The 17,055-nt window shown below is 42.9% G+C and carries 18 protein-coding genes; 13 read left to right on the top strand and 5 right to left on the bottom strand.

The genetic code is table 11. The features are described from left to right. Positions 1–92 precede the first annotated feature (92 nt). The 5 genes from hisS (at position 93) to CXF80_RS08085 (ending at position 5,205) form a co-directional block, all read left to right on the top strand. On the top strand, positions 93–1,367 hold the full coding sequence (hisS, locus tag CXF80_RS08105) for a histidine--tRNA ligase (protein ID WP_101032398.1): 1,275 nt from the start codon (positions 93–95) through the stop codon (positions 1,365–1,367). Between the two features lie 14 nt (positions 1,368–1,381). After that, entirely contained in the window at positions 1,382–2,002 is a 621-nt protein-coding gene (locus tag CXF80_RS08100) for a tetratricopeptide repeat protein (RefSeq protein ID WP_101032397.1), read from the top strand. A 12-nt stretch (positions 2,003–2,014) separates the two neighbouring features. Next, complete coding sequence (bamB, locus tag CXF80_RS08095) at positions 2,015–3,250, top strand: outer membrane protein assembly factor BamB (RefSeq protein ID WP_101032396.1); 1,236 nt, start codon at positions 2,015–2,017, stop codon at positions 3,248–3,250. Positions 3,251–3,353: 103 nt separating this feature from the next. Continuing rightward, the gene (der, locus tag CXF80_RS08090; protein WP_101032395.1) at positions 3,354–4,820 is read left to right on the top strand and encodes a ribosome biogenesis GTPase Der; all 1,467 of its coding nucleotides are present in this window, start codon (positions 3,354–3,356) and stop codon (positions 4,818–4,820) included. Positions 4,821–4,995: 175 nt separating this feature from the next. Beyond that, positions 4,996–5,205: a DUF3565 domain-containing protein gene (locus CXF80_RS08085; protein ID WP_101032394.1), complete on the top strand. Its 210-nt coding sequence runs from the start codon at positions 4,996–4,998 to the stop codon at positions 5,203–5,205. Positions 5,206–5,221: 16 nt separating this feature from the next. Here the strand turns inward: CXF80_RS08085 and CXF80_RS08080 are convergent, their stop codons facing one another. Then, positions 5,222–5,623 carry a hypothetical protein gene (locus CXF80_RS08080; protein ID WP_101032393.1) on the bottom strand — a complete coding sequence of 134 codons (402 nt, stop codon included), beginning with the start codon at positions 5,621–5,623 and terminating at the stop codon, positions 5,222–5,224. Between the two features lie 137 nt (positions 5,624–5,760). Between CXF80_RS08080 and CXF80_RS08075 the strand changes: the two genes are divergently transcribed. The 7 genes from CXF80_RS08075 (at position 5,761) to CXF80_RS08045 (ending at position 11,701) form a co-directional block, all read left to right on the top strand. After that, on the top strand, positions 5,761–6,327 hold the full coding sequence (locus CXF80_RS08075; protein ID WP_101032392.1) for a cytochrome b/b6 domain-containing protein: 567 nt from the start codon (positions 5,761–5,763) through the stop codon (positions 6,325–6,327). A gap of 214 nt (positions 6,328–6,541) precedes the next feature. Then, on the top strand, positions 6,542–7,054 hold the full coding sequence (locus tag CXF80_RS08070) for a TlpA disulfide reductase family protein (RefSeq protein ID WP_232772063.1): 513 nt from the start codon (positions 6,542–6,544) through the stop codon (positions 7,052–7,054). 4 nt (positions 7,055–7,058) lie between these two features. Beyond that, positions 7,059–7,298 (top strand): DUF4266 domain-containing protein, encoded by a 240-nt coding sequence (locus CXF80_RS08065; RefSeq protein WP_164839513.1) that lies wholly within the window; start codon positions 7,059–7,061, stop codon positions 7,296–7,298. Then, positions 7,289–8,596 (top strand): DUF3570 domain-containing protein, encoded by a 1,308-nt coding sequence (locus CXF80_RS08060; protein ID WP_101032390.1) that lies wholly within the window; start codon positions 7,289–7,291, stop codon positions 8,594–8,596. The genes CXF80_RS08065 and CXF80_RS08060 overlap by 10 nt, the downstream gene beginning before the upstream one ends. A gap of 77 nt (positions 8,597–8,673) precedes the next feature. Continuing rightward, on the top strand, positions 8,674–9,549 hold the full coding sequence (locus tag CXF80_RS08055) for an FAD:protein FMN transferase (protein WP_198554818.1): 876 nt from the start codon (positions 8,674–8,676) through the stop codon (positions 9,547–9,549). A 16-nt stretch (positions 9,550–9,565) separates the two neighbouring features. Next, complete coding sequence (locus tag CXF80_RS08050) at positions 9,566–10,225, top strand: response regulator (RefSeq protein WP_101032389.1); 660 nt, start codon at positions 9,566–9,568, stop codon at positions 10,223–10,225. 93 nt (positions 10,226–10,318) lie between these two features. Further along, a complete protein-coding gene (locus CXF80_RS08045) occupies positions 10,319–11,701 on the top strand; it encodes a sensor histidine kinase (protein WP_443019012.1) in 1,383 nt (460 codons plus the stop codon). Positions 11,702–11,796: 95 nt separating this feature from the next. Here the strand turns inward: CXF80_RS08045 and CXF80_RS08040 are convergent, their stop codons facing one another. The 4 genes from CXF80_RS08040 to CXF80_RS08025 all read right to left on the bottom strand — a co-directional run bounded on the left by CXF80_RS08040 (position 11,797) and on the right by CXF80_RS08025 (position 15,792). Beyond that, positions 11,797–13,302, bottom strand: coding sequence for a DUF3300 domain-containing protein (locus tag CXF80_RS08040; protein WP_232772062.1), 1,506 nt, complete (start codon positions 13,300–13,302; stop codon positions 11,797–11,799). Positions 13,303–13,430: 128 nt separating this feature from the next. Then, positions 13,431–14,759 carry an ATP-binding protein gene (locus CXF80_RS08035; protein WP_101032387.1) on the bottom strand — a complete coding sequence of 443 codons (1,329 nt, stop codon included), beginning with the start codon at positions 14,757–14,759 and terminating at the stop codon, positions 13,431–13,433. Next, positions 14,752–15,435, bottom strand: coding sequence for a response regulator transcription factor (locus CXF80_RS08030; protein ID WP_101032386.1), 684 nt, complete (start codon positions 15,433–15,435; stop codon positions 14,752–14,754). Before CXF80_RS08030 ends, CXF80_RS08035 begins: the two co-directional genes overlap by 8 nt. A gap of 3 nt (positions 15,436–15,438) precedes the next feature. Beyond that, the gene (locus CXF80_RS08025; RefSeq protein ID WP_232772061.1) at positions 15,439–15,792 is read right to left on the bottom strand and encodes a PepSY domain-containing protein; all 354 of its coding nucleotides are present in this window, start codon (positions 15,790–15,792) and stop codon (positions 15,439–15,441) included. Between the two features lie 341 nt (positions 15,793–16,133). On the opposite strand from CXF80_RS08025, the gene CXF80_RS08020 reads away from it, so the two are divergent. Beyond that, a complete protein-coding gene (locus CXF80_RS08020; RefSeq protein ID WP_101032385.1) occupies positions 16,134–17,015 on the top strand; it encodes a choice-of-anchor H family protein in 882 nt (293 codons plus the stop codon). The last annotated feature ends 40 nt before the right edge of the window (positions 17,016–17,055 follow it).

Raw genomic sequence — 17,055 nt, 5'->3', positions numbered from 1 at the left:
ATCCTGTGCATGACAACCTAAGTGTTGTCTATGTTGAGGGTATATTTACATTTTATTAGTGCAAGCTAATTCAAGAATTGGGCAAGTTAACAGTGGCAAAGCAAATCCAAGCTATTCGCGGTATGAATGATATTCTGCCAACGCAAAGTCCTTTATGGCAAAAAGTCGAAGCTGTATTGCGCTCATCAGTTAGTGCATTTGGTTATAGCGAAATTCGCACTCCTATTGTTGAAAGTACTGATCTTTTTAAACGCTCTATTGGTGAAGTGACCGATATTGTTGAAAAAGAAATGTACACTTTTGGCGATCGTAACAATGACAGCTTAACCTTACGCCCTGAAGGCACCGCCTCAACCGTTCGCGCGGGTAATGAGCACGGCCTTCTGTATAACCAAGAACAACGTTTATGGTATATGGGACCGATGTTTCGTCATGAGCGTCCACAAAAAGGTCGTTATCGTCAATTTCATCAGTTTGGTGTTGAAGTTTTCGGGATCGGCAGCGCCGATGTTGATGCTGAAGTATTAATGTTATCTGCCCGTTTATGGGACCAGTTAGGCATTAAAGAACATGTTGCGCTGGAGCTTAATACCCTAGGCGATCCCGCTGAGCGTGCTGCTTACCGCGATGCGTTAATTGCTTTTTTAGAGCAACACAAAGACAAATTAGATGAAGATAGCCAACGTCGGATGTATTCAAATCCATTACGTGTGCTAGACAGTAAATCGCAACAAGTGCAGGCTATTTTAAGCGATGCACCAGTATTGATGGAATACCTTGGTGAAGAATCAAAGACACATTTTTCAACTTTGTGTGAACTCTTAGACGCTGTTGGTATCCAATACACCATCAATCCGCGTTTAGTCCGTGGTTTAGATTACTATAACCGTACTGTATTTGAATGGGTTACCACTAGTTTGGGCTCGCAAGGTACGGTATTGGCAGGTGGACGTTACGACGGTTTAGTCGGCCAACTTGGTGGTAAAGATACCCCCGCTGTTGGTTTTGCTATGGGTCTTGAGCGGATTGTACTATTGCTTGAAACGCTCGAGTTAACCAGTGACATTGCCGCTGAAGTGGATGTTTATGTCACAGCAATGGGCGATAACTGCGTAGTCGAAGCCATTAAAGTGGCTCAAGAGTTGCGTCAACATTTACCAAGGCTTAAAGTCATGAGTCATTGCGGTGGCGGTAACGTTAAAAAGCAAATGAAGCGTGCCGATAAAAGCGGTGCTCAGTTTGCGTTAATTATTGGTGAAAATGAATTGGCCAGTAATCAAGTCGCTATTAAGCCATTACGAACTAACAACGAACAACAATTGGTTACGCGTAGTGAACTCGTAACTAAAATTGCAGAACTGATTTAAAAGGGGAAGTGCCAGTGGAAATTTATAGCACAGAAGAACAACAAGTAGATGCTATCAAGCAGTTCTGGAAAGATTATGGTACCTCGATTGTCGTGGGTGCCGTGGTAGGCCTTGGTGGCTTATATGGATGGAATACTTATTCAGACATGCAAGTGACGGCGGCTGAAGAAGCTTCAGAGTCATTTCAGTCTATCGTGACACAGGTTAATAATCCTGCTGCATTATTGGTTCAGGCAGAAAGCTTTGCATCAGAACATGATCAGCAAGGTTATCAAGCGCTACTAGAATTGATAATAGCAAAATCGGCAGTTGAAGCGGGTGATTTGGCTAAAGCAGAAGTTTCATTTACCAAAGTGATTGCGGCGCAACCTGGTGCTGGTTTGGGCATGGTCGCGATGATCCGTTTAGCGCGTATTCAAGCTGAGCAAAATAATGTAGGCATGGCGTTAGCCACGTTAGATCAAGTGACTGATAAAGCATTTGCTTCTCAACGTGAAGAATTAAAAGGTGACTTTTTAGTGCGTCAAGGTGACTTGGATAAAGCCAAATTAGCTTATCAAGCAGCAGTGGATAATGGTGGTGCGTTAACCAGTCCAGCGCTGACCATGAAGTTAGACAATCTAAACAAGGCATAAGGAACTTAGCCGATGAAGTCGTGGTGCAAAAATCTACTTGCCGTTGGGCTAAGTGTTGCTCTTATGTCTGCTTGTTCTTCAAGTGATGTTGAAGAAGAGCCTGTTAGTGAATTAGTTGATATACAAGCAACGGTGTTTCCTGAGATTATTTGGGATACCAGTGTTGGTGATGGCGTCGGCGATTATTATTCGCAACTTCGTCCCAGCGTCCGTTATGGCAAAGTGTTTGTTGCTGATCGCAACGGTATAGTTGTCGCTTTTGACGAAACAAGTGGTGATGAGCTTTGGAAGCAAGACTTTAATGACGTCTTTGAACAGCAGCTTGTAACCAAAACTAAAGGCATTCGTTTAGCTGCAGGTGTTACTGCGGCACGCAGTAAAGTGTTTATTGGTGGCGAAACGGGCTTATTAGTCGCGCTTGATGAGGCAACGGGTGACGTTGTGTGGTCTACGCAAGCTAATGGCGAATTATTATCGGCACCCACAGTGGCAGAAGATGTTGTCGCAGTGAATACCAGTAAAGGCACATTTGAAGCATTTAATGTCGATAACGGCGAAAAGTTATGGAGCTATGAGATGCAACTGCCAAACCTCACTTTACGGGGTACGGGTTCTGCGGTTTATGAAGCGGGCGGTTTCTTTTTAGGTTCTGCAGATGGCAAAATAGCTGTTGTTGTTAAAAGTAATGGTCAAGCAGCGTGGGAACAAACCGTTTTTAGTCCGACCGGTGCCAATGAGTTTACCCGTATGGCCGATATTGATATGACGCCATTAATATTGGGTGAGAATCTATATGTTGCTAGTTACAATGGTAATTTAGTCTCTATGGAGCTTCGCAATGGTCGCGTAGTTTGGTCGCGTAAATACTCAAGCTTTAATGATTTGGCCGCAGCAGGTATCAGCCTGTTTTTAGTGGACGACCATAGCCGTATTTACTCAGTCGATCGCCGTAATGGTTTAGAGCTATGGAGTAATTCTGAGCTTAAAAATCGTCAGTTAACGGCTCCAGCAGTAATAGATAACTATATTGTTGTCGGTGACTTTGAAGGTTACTTGCATTTTATTGACCGTATTAGCGGTGAGGTTGTTGGCCGCATTGAAGTTGATAGCGATGGCTTATATGGCCAACCTTTAGTGGAGGATGACAAAATTTATGTTCAAGGTCGCAGCGGAAAAGTCGCCATTGTGAGTTTGAACAAACAAGAGCAAAAGAATCTTGAGGAAGATACCGAAACAGATGCGGAATAAGTCCTAGCACTATTGTTGCGTTAATTAAGGTATAATATCCTTACTAGAGCCCCTGGAAGCGTTCCGGGGGCTTTTTATTGAAAAGTTTTTTAGAGGCAAAATCATGATCCCTGTTGTGGCCCTTGTTGGGCGACCGAATGTCGGCAAATCGACATTATTTAACCGTCTTACTCGTACTCGTGATGCGTTAGTCGCTGATTTCCCTGGCTTAACTCGTGACCGTAAATACGGCCGTGCATTTTTAGCTGGCTACGAGTTTATCGTTGTTGATACTGGCGGTATTGATGGCACTGAAGAGGGGATCGAAACTAAAATGGCTGAACAGTCATTGGCTGCGATCGAAGAAGCCGATGTTGTATTATTTATGACCGATGCCCGTTCTGGTCTTACCGCTGCTGATTTAGCGATTGCTCAGCATTTACGTAGCCGCGACAAGGTGACCTTTGTTGTTGCCAACAAAGTTGATGGTATTGATGCTGATTCAGCTTGTGGTGAGTTTTGGTCTCTTGGTTTAGGCGAAGTATATCAAATGGCTGCGGCACAAGGCCGTGGTGTCACCAACATGATCGACTATGCGTTAACGCCTTATGCTGAAGCTATGGGTATTGTTCGTGAATTAGACGAAGAAGGCGAACAAGTTGAGCGTGAATATACTGAAGAAGAAGCTGAAGCGGAACAAGAACGCCTACAAAACTTACCGATTAAGCTCGCCATTATTGGTAAGCCTAACGTAGGTAAATCAACGTTGATCAACCGTATTTTAGGTGAAGAGCGTGTCGTAGTTTATGACGAACCCGGTACCACCCGTGACAGTATTTATATTCCAATGTCACGCGAAGGTAGAGAGTACGTGTTAATTGATACTGCAGGTGTTCGTCGCCGCAGTAAAGTCAATGAAGTTATCGAGAAATTCTCGGTGATTAAAACCTTAAAAGCGGTTGAAGATGCTAACGTAGTATTGTTAGTGATCGATGCACGTGAAGGGATTGCAGAGCAAGATCTTGGTTTATTAGGCTTTACCTTAAACGCAGGTCGTGCATTGGTTATTGCCATAAACAAGTGGGATGGTATTGATCAAAAAATCAAAGACCGTGTTAAAAGTGAACTTGATCGCCGTTTAGGCTTTATCGATTTTGCGCGTATCCACTTTATTTCGGCGTTACATGGCACCGGTGTTGGCCATTTATATGAGTCAATTGAAGAAGCATACGACAGTGCGACACGTCGTGTGAGTACTTCAATGTTGACCCGTGTTATGCAAATGTCACAAGATGATCATCAGCCACCATTGGTTAATGGTCGTCGTGTGAAACTGAAATATGCTCACGCTGGCGGTTATAATCCACCGATTGTTGTTATCCACGGTAACCAAGTTAAGAAGCTACCTGATTCGTATAAGCGTTATATGATGAATTACTTCCGTCGGTCATTAAAAGTTGTCGGTACACCCATTCAGTTACGTTTCCATGAGGGTGCTAACCCGTTTGAAGGTAAAACGGTGAAATTAACCGTAGGTCAAGAGCGTCGTCGTAAGCGTGCAATGAGCCATATTCGCGATCGTACTAAATAACCCGCGCTAAGGTTAAGTAATCTAGCATGTAGTTAAGTTATTTATTGCTCAAAAAGCCTGACTCGTTCAGGCTTTTTTGTGGGTGTTATCGACATGATATTGGCTATTTATTGAGCCAGCAGAAATATAATCCATTGTGTCGCAATGTAATACATTAACCATTGGGCTAACCAATATGCAGCAAAAAATTATCGGTTATCATTTGGATGAAGAGCATCATTGGGTGGCAGAATTAGGCTGCGGCCATTTTCAACATGTACGCCATAATCCACCGTGGACCGTTCGCCTGTGGGTAACAACTGTTGCCGGTCGGCAACAGAAATTGGGTATGGTTCTCAGTTGCAAAAAATGCGATGTCGCGGCACCGCCAGATAGTATCGGCTAAATTAAGTTTGCTTAGCTTAAGACGTTAAATCAGCCGTGGCTCGGCAAAACCATAAATAAGCGGCTATGTAAGCACATATAATACTGTCCATTACCATTGATAGCCAAAAGCCATCGACAAAAGATTGATTGGCATTGCTCAATACTAGGCTAATAAAAAACAGCTTTTCAATTAGCGCAATGCAAAACAGTGGTTTTATCCAAGTTGACCGGACCATGGCAATAAAAAAACTGCATCCGAGCATTAATACCATAAATCCCCAATGCTGAATAAATATCGTATTGTCGACCACATAGGTTAGTTGGTTAAGATTTTCGACGGCCCATTGAGGAAACAAAGTATAAAGTCCACCTAATGAGGTTCCAAGACCTGCAAGGAATAATGCCGCTTGTCGGCTTTGGTTAAAAATATGCGTCATGTGTGACTCCCTTCAATGTTCTTTTATCGCAATAATGACATGTTTTAGTTTATCTTTCGATTAATGCCATTCATAAGTGATTGTTAAGATTTGGACGTTATAATGGCGCCATCATCATAATCCTATCGAGGTTTTCCATGCAAACACAGACTACTTATCCACTGCTACACCGTTTACTCCATTGGGGACTGGCCTTGACTATGATGGTCATGTTGTTAACCATATTATTGAGGCTTGGCTGGATGGAGAAAAACCACATGGCCGCCATTATTCATCAAGGCCTAGCCAAAATAGATCTTATTATTACGGATAAACAATCGGTGATCATTGCTAAAAGTATTCGCGGAGTGATGTTCCAATGGCATATTTACTTTGGTTATGCAGTGGGCGTATTTTTGCTGGCTCGTTTTGTTTATATGGCTAAATTTGGTCTGCACTATCCATCACCTTTCTCGCGCCAAGCGACCACAAAACAAAAGTTTCAAGCATGGGTTTATTGGGTATTTTATGCAGGTGTTGCGCTATCTGTGATACTCGGTCTGTTGCTCAAGTTTGGCCCTGAAGCGATAGAAGATCAGGTTGAAACAATTCACAAGCTAGCACTTTGGTATTTCGTCCCTTTTATTGGTTTACATTTAGCGGGGATTTTAGTGGCTGAGTCGGGAAACGATAAAGGCCTAGTGTCTAAAATGATTGGTGGCTAGTGTTAGTGCCTGTTGATCGTTAACGATCCATGTTGCAGCAGTTTGTGGTGATGTTATCAAGGCGGAGCTTATGACCTGCAGTTGTTCTACGTCAATAAGCATAACCTAATAGAAAGAAGCCACAAAAGCTGCCCTTAAGATATGTTGCCATTGCTTAAGTAAATCTTAAGATTGGTGGCCTATGTTGTGGGCAATCTGTTCATTAGGTAAAAATATGATGTCAATTGGGTTATTTTCTCATTTTCGTAAAATCAAGTTTATAGCGTTAAGTTTAGCCGTAGGGTTAGGTGTTAACACCCAAACTCAAGCGGCTCCCTCATTAGAACACAATGTATTGAATCAACAAGGCGCAAGCGTTAGTTTGCAAGAGTTTGCTGGCAAAGTGGTTTATGTCGATTTTTGGGCATCATGGTGTGGCCCATGCCGTAAATCATTTCCTTGGATGAATGCAATGCAGGCTAAATATCAACAGCAAGGTTTAGAGGTGGTAGCGATTAATCTTGATGTTGATAGCGCATTAGCTCATGAGTTTTTGAGTAAGCTGCCGGCACAATTTAATCTTCGTTTTGATCCAGAGGGTGATGTTGCGCACGCCTTTGAATTACAAGGTATGCCAAGTAGCTTTTTGTTTAATCGCAAAGGTGAATTAGTGCAAAGCCACGTGGGATTTTATCAACAGAATATTCCCGCATATGAACAAGAAATCCAAATGTTGTTACAGGAGTAATCATATGACAAAACCGTGGTGTCAACAATTAGCCAAGACAGTTGCTGTTATCGCTGTCGTGAGCAGCCTGGTAGGGTGTTCGAGCCTAGGTGTACAACCTTGGGAGAAAGATCAATTAGCCCGTGCAGACATGGCCTTAAACAGCGAAAAGCTCGATCTCGCGTTAGATGATCATATTTATTTTAGTAAAGAAGGCACCAGTGGTGGTCGTTCATTAGCGGGCGGAGGTTGTGGATGCAACTAACATCTAAGCAAAGTATTGCCAGTGCATTGGCGTTAGCAAGTTGTAGTTTATTGAGCCAACAGGTCAGCGCTGCAGATTCGGCAGAGTCTGGTGCTGTGAATGATGATTGGAAAGTTGACGCCGCCATTATGTATTATGGTGAGCAAGATAGAGTTCAAGCTGCTGAAGCGATTGGTAATGTGCAAAAAGCGTTTGGTGACAGTTCGCTATTGGACATGAAAATTGTGGTCGACAGTTTGACCGGCGCATCCGCCTCAGGTGCGGTTGCACAAAGCGAAAGCCAAACCTTTACTCGTCCATCTGGTGACGGCCAATATACCGTTGCGACAGGTGATACACCGCTTGATGATACTTTTCATGATACTCGTGTTCAGCTGAGTGCGAATTGGCAAGAAGTGATTAATCAAGATTGGACCGGTAATATAGGCGTTTATGGCTCCAAAGAGTTCGATTACCTATCGATGGGCATTAACGGTGGCCTTGAGCGTAGCTTTAATAAAAATAACACCACGGTGTCGTTATCGGGTGCATTTACTAATGATGTGGTTGATCCTGTCGGTGGACGCCCAGTGGCAATGTCAGAAATGGTGTTTCGTGGTGATTATGGCAACGATGCCGATTATCAAGCTGCCTTTGATCAAACTCGTTTAGCGGGCGATGATACCAAACAAACTAGCGATATCATGTTTGGCGTGACACAGATTATTAATCGTAATTGGTTGATGCAGGCTAACTACGGTTTATCCAGTGTGTCAGGTTACATGACTGACCCGTATAAAATTCTCAGTGAAGTCGATATCAACGGTAAAACCCAAGCTTACCGCTACGAGAATCGTCCTGACTCACGTCTTAAGCACAGTGTGTTTTTACTCACTAAAGGTGCCTTGGATTCTGGTGTAGTCGATTTTTCATATCGTTATAGTACTGATGATTGGGATATTCAGTCACAGACTTTAGAAACTCATTATCGATACTATTTTAGTCCAAGCATGTACGGACAATTGCATTTGCGTTATTACCAGCAGCAAGCGGCTGAGTTTTATCAACCCTTTTTGATGAGCGGCGATGCCATACCTGAGTATGCCAGTGCTGATTATCGTATTGGTGATATGACGGCTTATACTATTGGGCTTAAGTTTGGTCAGCGTTTATCGGGTGGCCATGAATTAAGTTATCGTCTTGAGTATTACCAGCAAAATCCTGAAAATAATGGCACAGAGATACCTGGTCAGTTGCAAAATTACGATTTATTCCCTGCGGTAAAAGCAATCATAGCCCAAGTGAGTTATTCGTTTTAAGATGAGAGTATCATCAATAAACAGAGTGATTTAACTTGCTTAAACCACTAACTAAAGTGTCAAAAGCCCCAACAGTGATGAGCTTACAGCCTCGTCCTTGGGGCTTTTTAGGTTCATTTAACGCCATGGCAAGTCCGTGTGAATTGTTAATGGCGGTTAATGACGAGCACATTGCTAGGCAAATGCTAAATCTTGCTTATGATGAGGCAAAGCGTATCGAACATAAATTTAGTCGTTTTATTGAGGGTAATGTGGTGTGGCAGTTAAACCATGCTCAAGGTGAAACGACACCGATTGATGCCGAAACGCTTCATTTACTAACGTTCGCCCAGCAATGTTTTCAATTAAGTGAGGCGGCGTTTGATATTAGTGCTTGCCCATTAATGGCATTATGGCGCTTTGACGGCAGCCATCGTGTGCCTAGCCAAACTGATATCGATGATGCCTTGCAACATGTCGGTTTTGCTCATATTGAATTGACTGACACGACGGTTTTTATGCCTGCAGGTATGAGTGTCGACTTTGGCGGTATTGGCAAAGAATATGCGGTCGATCGCACCGCGCAATTATTGGCTCAACGTTGGCCAAAAACGTCGGTGCTAGTCAATTTTGGTGGTGATATTGCTTGCCCTATTAGCAAGGATGATGGCTGGCAAGTGGGCATTGAAAATCCGCAGAAGCTTGATAACGCTGCAGCATTATTAACCATTCGCCAAGGTGCATTAGCCACCAGTGGCCATACCCGTCGCTATATTGAGGTTGCTGGTAAGCGTTATGGACATATTATTAATCCTAACAATGGTTACCCGGTTGAACAGGCGCCATTATCTGTCACAGTGCTGGCGCCCAATTGTGTCATGGCGGGAATGTTAGCCACCATGTCGATGTTAAAAGGACCTGATGCTGAAGACTTTTTACAGCAACAAGGTGTCGATTATAAGGTGTTTCGGTAAATAATAAGGACAATCAATGCGGGTATTGTTAGTTGAGGATAATAAGCTTTTAGCGCAAGGCTTAATGATGGGCCTTGCCAAAGAGGGTATTCAAGTCGATCATTTACCGTCCTATAAGCAGGCGCAGGTAGCGTTAGAGAATGAAGATTTTAGTGCGATTATTTTGGATCTTGGTTTGCCCGATGGCAATGGTGCTGATTTATTAAAACAGTGGCGTAGAAACGGTATCTCATTACCGATTATTGTGTTGACCGCCAACACGGATTTTGACACACGCTTGATGTGTTTAGACATTGGCGCTGATGATTATTTAAGTAAGCCCTTTGATGTAAGGGAATTAATTGCCAGGCTCAAAGCGATCATTCGTCGTCAGCATGGTTTAGATCATAACCAATTCAGTTATGGGGCGTTAGCGATTGATTTTACCCGCTGTGACGTGCATTTTCGTGATCAATTAATTTCATTGTCTCGGCGTGAATATCAACTCTTGTTAGAGTTTGCTCAGTCAGCTGGGAGAGTGTTAACTCGCAGTCAACTCGAACAATTAACGTATGGCTGGGATGAGGTGGGCAGCAACTCGATTGAAGTCCATATTCATCATCTACGTAAAAAAATGGCCACTGAATTGATTAAAACCGTGCGCGGTATTGGTTACATTTTAATGGAAATTGTATAATTTACACGTTAAGCTAAACCATTAAAAATAATAAGATTATGTCAATATTATAAGGATATTATGTTTTCGCTGCGACTATTATCAAGCTTGCTTATGTTGGTAGGTATTATATTAACCGTCACATTTTCGAGTCTATTAAGCACGCGAGATTCTATCTATGAAGTGGAAGAATTATTTGACGCGCAAATGGTTCAAACAGCCAAAATGCTGGAACAGTTTTATGTGGATCAGCTGACCGAAGAGCAACTGGCACAACTGATCTCAGTGCCAATCTTGTTTCATGTCGATGATTCCAATATCGAAACCTTTGCAGATCAAACTAACCCTGAAACATTATCCTATGAACATAAGCTCTCATTTCAATTACTGTCTGCAACGGGGGCGTTGCTGGCTTATTCTGATAGTTCAGGTAAACAGCTACTGACAGACTTTACCCCAGGTTATGCCATCAAAATTATTCAAAGCGATAAATGGCATGTTTACAGTCTGTTCTCTAAACCTAATCAAGTATGGATAGTTACAGCGCAACGGGATGATGTTCGCCAAGAGTTAGTATCATTAATCATCAGTAACACTTGGCGATCGCCATTAATCATTACCCCCATCATAATGTTTTTTATGTTGCTGCTAACCTATTATTTATTTAAACCGGTTAAGTTATTAGAGCGCCATTTAGATAATCGTGCGGTACAAGATCTAACCCCCATTGATATCAAATTACCGAAGGAATTAATTTCAACGCAATATGCATTAAACAGCTACTTATTACGCATTGCTGACACCATGATCCGTGAACGCCGTTTTAGCGCAGATGCTGCCCACGAATTAAAAACCCCTTTGGCGATTATTAAATTGCACAGTGATGGATTACGTGATGTGTTAACGGGGGCAGATGATGCACTGCAACAAGAGGCTTTGCCTTATATTCAGGCCATGAGCGAAGGCGTTAATCATATAAGCCATACCGTGGAGCAACTGTTGCTGTTGTCACGTGTTGATGCCATTGAGGCGTTAAATATAACCGATTGTAAGCTGCAAAATATTATGGAGAACGTGATTAATCAGCTATTACACGTGATTGCTGATTACGAATGGCATATCGTTATTCCCCCTGAGATGACCATTAATGCCGATCAATTTTACCTCGAATTGGTACTGAAAAACATTATCGAAAACGCCTGCAAATACAGCCCTCTAGAATCATTAATTACCATTAAGGTTTCTGAAGATGATAAACAGACGATGATTTGTGTGATGGATCAAGGTCGCGGTATGTCTGATGAAGAAATCAATTTAGCAAAAAACCGATTTTATCGTGTTGATGAAAATGCCTCACAAGGAGCCGGTTTAGGCTTGTCTATTTGCCAGCACATTATCAGCTTGCATCATGGCGAGCTAACCTTTAATCGGCTAGAACCTCATGGACTAAAGGTGTGCATTGTATTACCTCACGCTCACGCTCACGCTCAGGTTTAACTTGAGTCTCCTCTGCCGCACTGATTTTCAATCAAAAAAAACAACATGAGAGGGGGATACTACTCATGCTGTTTTTTCGCGAGTGTGTTATTGACTTACTGTCTTTCTCTTGAGTGTTTACTGTCTCTTGATTGGCTTGCATGGCGTGATGATGAATTATCTCGTTGCTGACTCTTCGAGCGTGAAGCGTGTTGAGGCGCCGATCTCGTTGTTGAGCGAACTTGCTGGTTTTGCGGTTCGCTTCTGCGTGTTTGTTTAGCTTGCTTTTGCTGATGGCGCATGGCGTTAACTTGTGGCTGACGCGCTTTTTCAACTTGGGTATTACGTTGAGCTTGTTGTAATGCTTGAGTGCGTGGTTTATTTGTCACATTAGCCACGGGTTTCGCATTATATTTACGGCCTGTTTGAGTCACGTCGCGTTGACGGCTGTAGTGGGATTTTGTTGGCTCTCCTTTGCGATCAAACGATTTACCCTGTGCCGTCGGATGGCGCTGCTGACTTAATTCGCGCTTTAGCTGAGTACTTCTGTGTTCAAGTGGCTCATTACGGTTAACGCCTCTTACCGCTGAGTTATGGCCGCGCTTGTCCTGTTTGCTGCTATGGTTTACCGGTTTACGCTTATCGTTAACCTTAGTTGAGTAATGACGAGACTCATTGGCTCGCTGGCGTTTAGGCTCTTGAGAATAACTTACTTTCTGGTTACGTTTTTCATAATGGCCATTGTAACGTTTGCTGATCACTTTGCTGCGATAGGCGACGCCTTTGCGATGCTTAGGCTTATGTTGCCAATGCTGTGCACCATGGCTGTAGGTTATTTTACGTGGCGTATAGTAACGATAATGTGGACGTACTGGTACCGCAATCACGCGGCGGTCATGCCAATGAAAACTACTAAAAAAGAAGTTAAAATTAATGTGCACTCCGCTGTCCCAAAAAATGGCACTGTGGTTAGGGCGATAATTCACATATGCAGGCGCATGCCAATAAACGGGTGGGTAACGGTTCCAGCGCCAGTTGCCGTAAACAATACGGCTATCGTAATAAGGCACATACACAATTTCTGGGCGAGCCGATTCAATAATGATCCGGCGCTCAACCCGCGAGACTTTCACTTGCTCAAGGTCGGCCAAGTTATTGGCTTCATCAGCTTGCTGTCTTAAGGATTGAATGGTGTCTAACATGCGACCTTCATCTTGTAAAAAGGCATCGCCTATGTTTTGTGTCCAAGCTAAATCATCATTTAAACGCTGTAATACATTTGGAAATGCCACCAAGGCTTTTACGCTTGGGTCCCAGTCTTGCGACTCTACGTCGGTCATGATTTGGTTAGTGTCGCGATTACCTTGGTTTGATGACCAACGCTTAGCTTGCACTATTTCTAACGGATAGGTTGACGCAATTAAGATGTGGGTTAATAAGCTGTCTGGATATAGCGCAATGGGCGCGAGCATTTGAGCCAACTCTGCATCACTGACCACACCCTCTTCGGCGGGGTAAGTGTATGTATTGGTTGGCTGCGCCGCTTGCACACTCGTTAATGGCATAAAGACCAACACTAAGGCAAGTAGCGCCTGAGCGGGTGCGTGAATGGCTTTTTTCATGTTATCTCCAGTGTCATTGATGACTGTTAACTCGATAATAACGGCTTGAAGATGAACATAAGCTGAAAGCGGATAATTGAAATTCACAGAGTGGGTAGTTAATTTACCGCGCTGCCTAAAGCAGATTTTTACTGTTCAAAGGTAAACTCGAACTTGGCCCCCTGTAATGACGCTGATTGACCGACGGTTAAGTTGCCATGGTAACTGTCGACAAGATCTCTGACGATGGCCAGTCCGATCCCGTGACCTTGAGCATAAGTGTCTGCACGGATCCCACGCTCAAAAATATGTTGCTGTTTTTCTTCAGGAATACCCTCACCATCATCTTCAATTGTCATCCACAGCTGATTGTCTTGCTGTTTAAGGGTGAGTGTTACCCTTGTTTTAGCGGCTTTACAGGCATTGTCGAGCACATTGCCAAGCATTTCGGTTAAGTCTGCTTCATCGCCTTTAAAACGGGCTTGTTTGTTTGGATGATACTCGATGGTAAGATTTCGATGTTGGTAAATCTTAGTTAACGTTCTGACTAACCTGACGGCAATGCTGTCAACACTTATCCCTAAATGCCAACCGCTACCAGCGGCACTTTGTGCCCGCCTGAGTTGATAGGCAATAATCTGGTTGATGCGATTAATTTGTTCGGTCGATGCTTCGCTTAAATCGGCTTGGGTTTGAATGACCGCTAAAGGTGTTTTTAAACTGTGGGCTAAATCCGCTAAGGCATTACGGTAGCGTTTACGTTGATTTTGTTCGGTTTGTAATAAGGTGTTTAATTGTTTGGCTACTTTTTGCAGTTCCACAGGGTAGTTTGTGCTCAGCTGCATCGACGTGCCTTGTTCTACTGCAGTGAGTTCTTGGCTAAACTGACCTAAAGGCTGTAGAGTCCACAATAACCAACTTAGCTGCACTATGACCAATAAGGCGGTTAAGATCAGCAACCAAGTCCACAAGGTATTGGAGAACTTTTGGATTTGTTGCAGGTATTCTTGTTTGTTTTTTATAATGTGCAGCGTCATGGTAAAGGGCTGTTCGCTAGTGGCAAAACTGACGCTAAAACTATATATCAACAGAGGTTTATCATTAATCATTATCGAGTCGAACGTGCTTCTGCCCGTCGCGGGTTTAGGCAAGTTCATGGGTGTGTTGAGACCGAGAAATGAATTGGAAGTCCACAGTAATTGATTGTCTTTGGTGGTGATCAACGCATAAAGGCCAGAACCAATCACATTGAACTGATTTTCAAGTAAATGTGACGGCATTTGTAACTCATTATCTTCCACTTCTGCCATGGCTAAAACAGAGTAAACATACGCCTTTAACTGGTTTTTGGCGGCAACATTTACCTGGGTTTCAAAGGCATTGTTAAGGGTAATGCCAATAATGGGCAGCAACACCAAAATCAGCAATAAGGCACTGACAACAATGCGAACTTTAAGCGAACTCAGTAGGTTATGCATCTTGGTCTAATTGGCGCAGACGATAGCCTTGACCACGCAGGGTTTCAATCAATTGGTATTGATTGTCTGGGTCGAGTTTTTTACGTAACCGACGAATGAATACTTCAATTACGTTGGAGTCTAAATCAAAATCTTGGTCATAAATATGTTCGATTAAACTGCTTTTTGAATGAACAGATCCCGGATGTAACATCAGATATTCAAACAACTTATATTCTGAGCCACTTAAATTAATCACTTGCAAGTGCTTTTTAATTTCAAAACTGCGGGTATTAATACTAAATGGCCCGTTGTGGATTACTGGGCTGGCTTTACCTGCCGAACGTCTAATTAAGGCATTAACACGGGCGACAAGTTCTTCTAGCTGAAAGGGTTTACTTAAGTAATCATCTGCGCCGGCATCTAAACCAACCACTTTATCTTGCCAACTGTCTCGAGCGGTTAAAATGATAATCGGGTAGCTGATGTTTTGCTGACGTAACAGGCTGATTAATGATAAGCCATCGAGCTTGGGTAAGCCTACGTCGATAATCGCCACATCATATTGATATTCTTGAGCCTGAAATAAACCTTCCTCACCATCACTGGCGACATCAACGGTATATTGCGCCTCGATAAGATGGCGTTTGATGTTATCTTGCAAGGCTACATCGTCTTCGACGAGTAATAATCTCATGGGTTAGTTCCTTGTGACCGCGCCATTAGTAGCATCCACTGACACATAAAAAATCACCCCATCATTGGTGAGTAATTTAATCCGATAACCTGGGTGTCCATTGACGTTAGCTGACTGTACTTTTAACACTTTACCCGAATAGCGACGTTGAGCTATCTGTACCGCTTTTTGGGCGCTAGTGACCACCAGATTATTATTTTGATTATTGTTCTGACGACTATTGTTGAAGCCGGGGGAGAGGTTAACGCCTGTGGAATAAGATAAAACAGAAGCGTAAGACGAGACTGAACACGTCAGTGACAGTATCGCTAACATCAGGCTTAACATGATGGCATTTACGTTGAGCATACGCTGCATATTGTGATCCCTAATAACCTCGTTGTTGCCAGTGTAAAAGATCCCTTTCGATATAGAAACATCTACTTAACGTAACCTAATTGAGAAAAGCCTCTACAAGTATAGATAAAGTTAAATTTTTGGATAATTTGCCAGTGCAGTATACGTTCCAGCAGATGAACATTAACTGAATGGTTTTTAGGTTATGCCGAGCCTTAGCTGTATCGGTTTATGGTAGGGGCGTTAATCGGTCGGTGTTTTTCAAGGTAGTCAGCCTCGTTGTTATGATCAGCTTATGTTCAGCTTATGTTCATTTTGAGTAGGTTTTAATGGCCTTAATATCAAGACTGTGAGGAATGAACATGAAACATAATACTGCGAAAACAGCTAACGTATCGACACTGAATACCCAAGTGAAATGGGGGCTAAGTTTGTGTGTTGCCAGTGCGCTTTGGTTAAGTTCGCCAGCAGTGCATGGCGCTGAGCGGTTATCTGAACAAGGTTTGGGTACATACAGTCAGGCAAGAGTCATTAATCTCCAAACACCAGAATCTGAAGCCGATAAATTGGCTAGGGTGGATGCGTTGCATGAGCAAGCTAAGTTGCTAAGCAGCGCCGATAATGTGACTAAAAAAGTCACCCGTGAACAGGTGATGGCCAAAAATCAAAAAGTCGCTGCCACTGCAGCAAACCAACAACAGCGGGCATTAGCTCTGCAAAACCAAGTTGTTTACTACGATTTTTCATTCTATGGTGCCGATTCTCGCTTATATGATGACTACGATTACGATGGCTTTTATCAAACATTTAGTGTGACTTTTGATGCAGACATTAATAGCAGCTCGGGTGACATTCAGGCCGATGTATTTGCCGAATTATATTTAAGCCAAGATGGTGGACCGTGGATCCATTATTACTCGACTGATGTCTTCACCTTAAATGCAGACGCTAGCAATGATGATTACGAAGTGCTTACGACATTGGCCAATGGTTATAAAACTGATCATTACGATGTATTGATCGATTTATATGAATTAGGTTATGCCGATCCTGTTGCAACAATCAGCAGTGATGAATCCAATGCACTATACGCTCTGCCACTTGAAAGCAGCGATCGTGATCTGGTTTATGTCGAAGAGGTGTATATCGAAACTGAACATTCAGGTGGGGCGTTATCTTGGTTAAGTGTAGGCTTGCTCGCGGGATTTGCGAGGTTGCGTCAACGTTTGATTAATAAAAAATAACGTCATGTTTAGGCTTATGTAAGTTATAATAACTATATTA

The sequence above is a fragment of the Shewanella sp. Actino-trap-3 genome, from assembly GCF_002836275.1.
In the GTDB taxonomy this organism is placed as follows: domain Bacteria; phylum Pseudomonadota; class Gammaproteobacteria; order Enterobacterales; family Shewanellaceae; genus Shewanella; species Shewanella psychromarinicola.
Note: the sequence above shows the minus strand (reverse complement) of the source record. Positions and strands in the feature narration are given on the sequence as shown.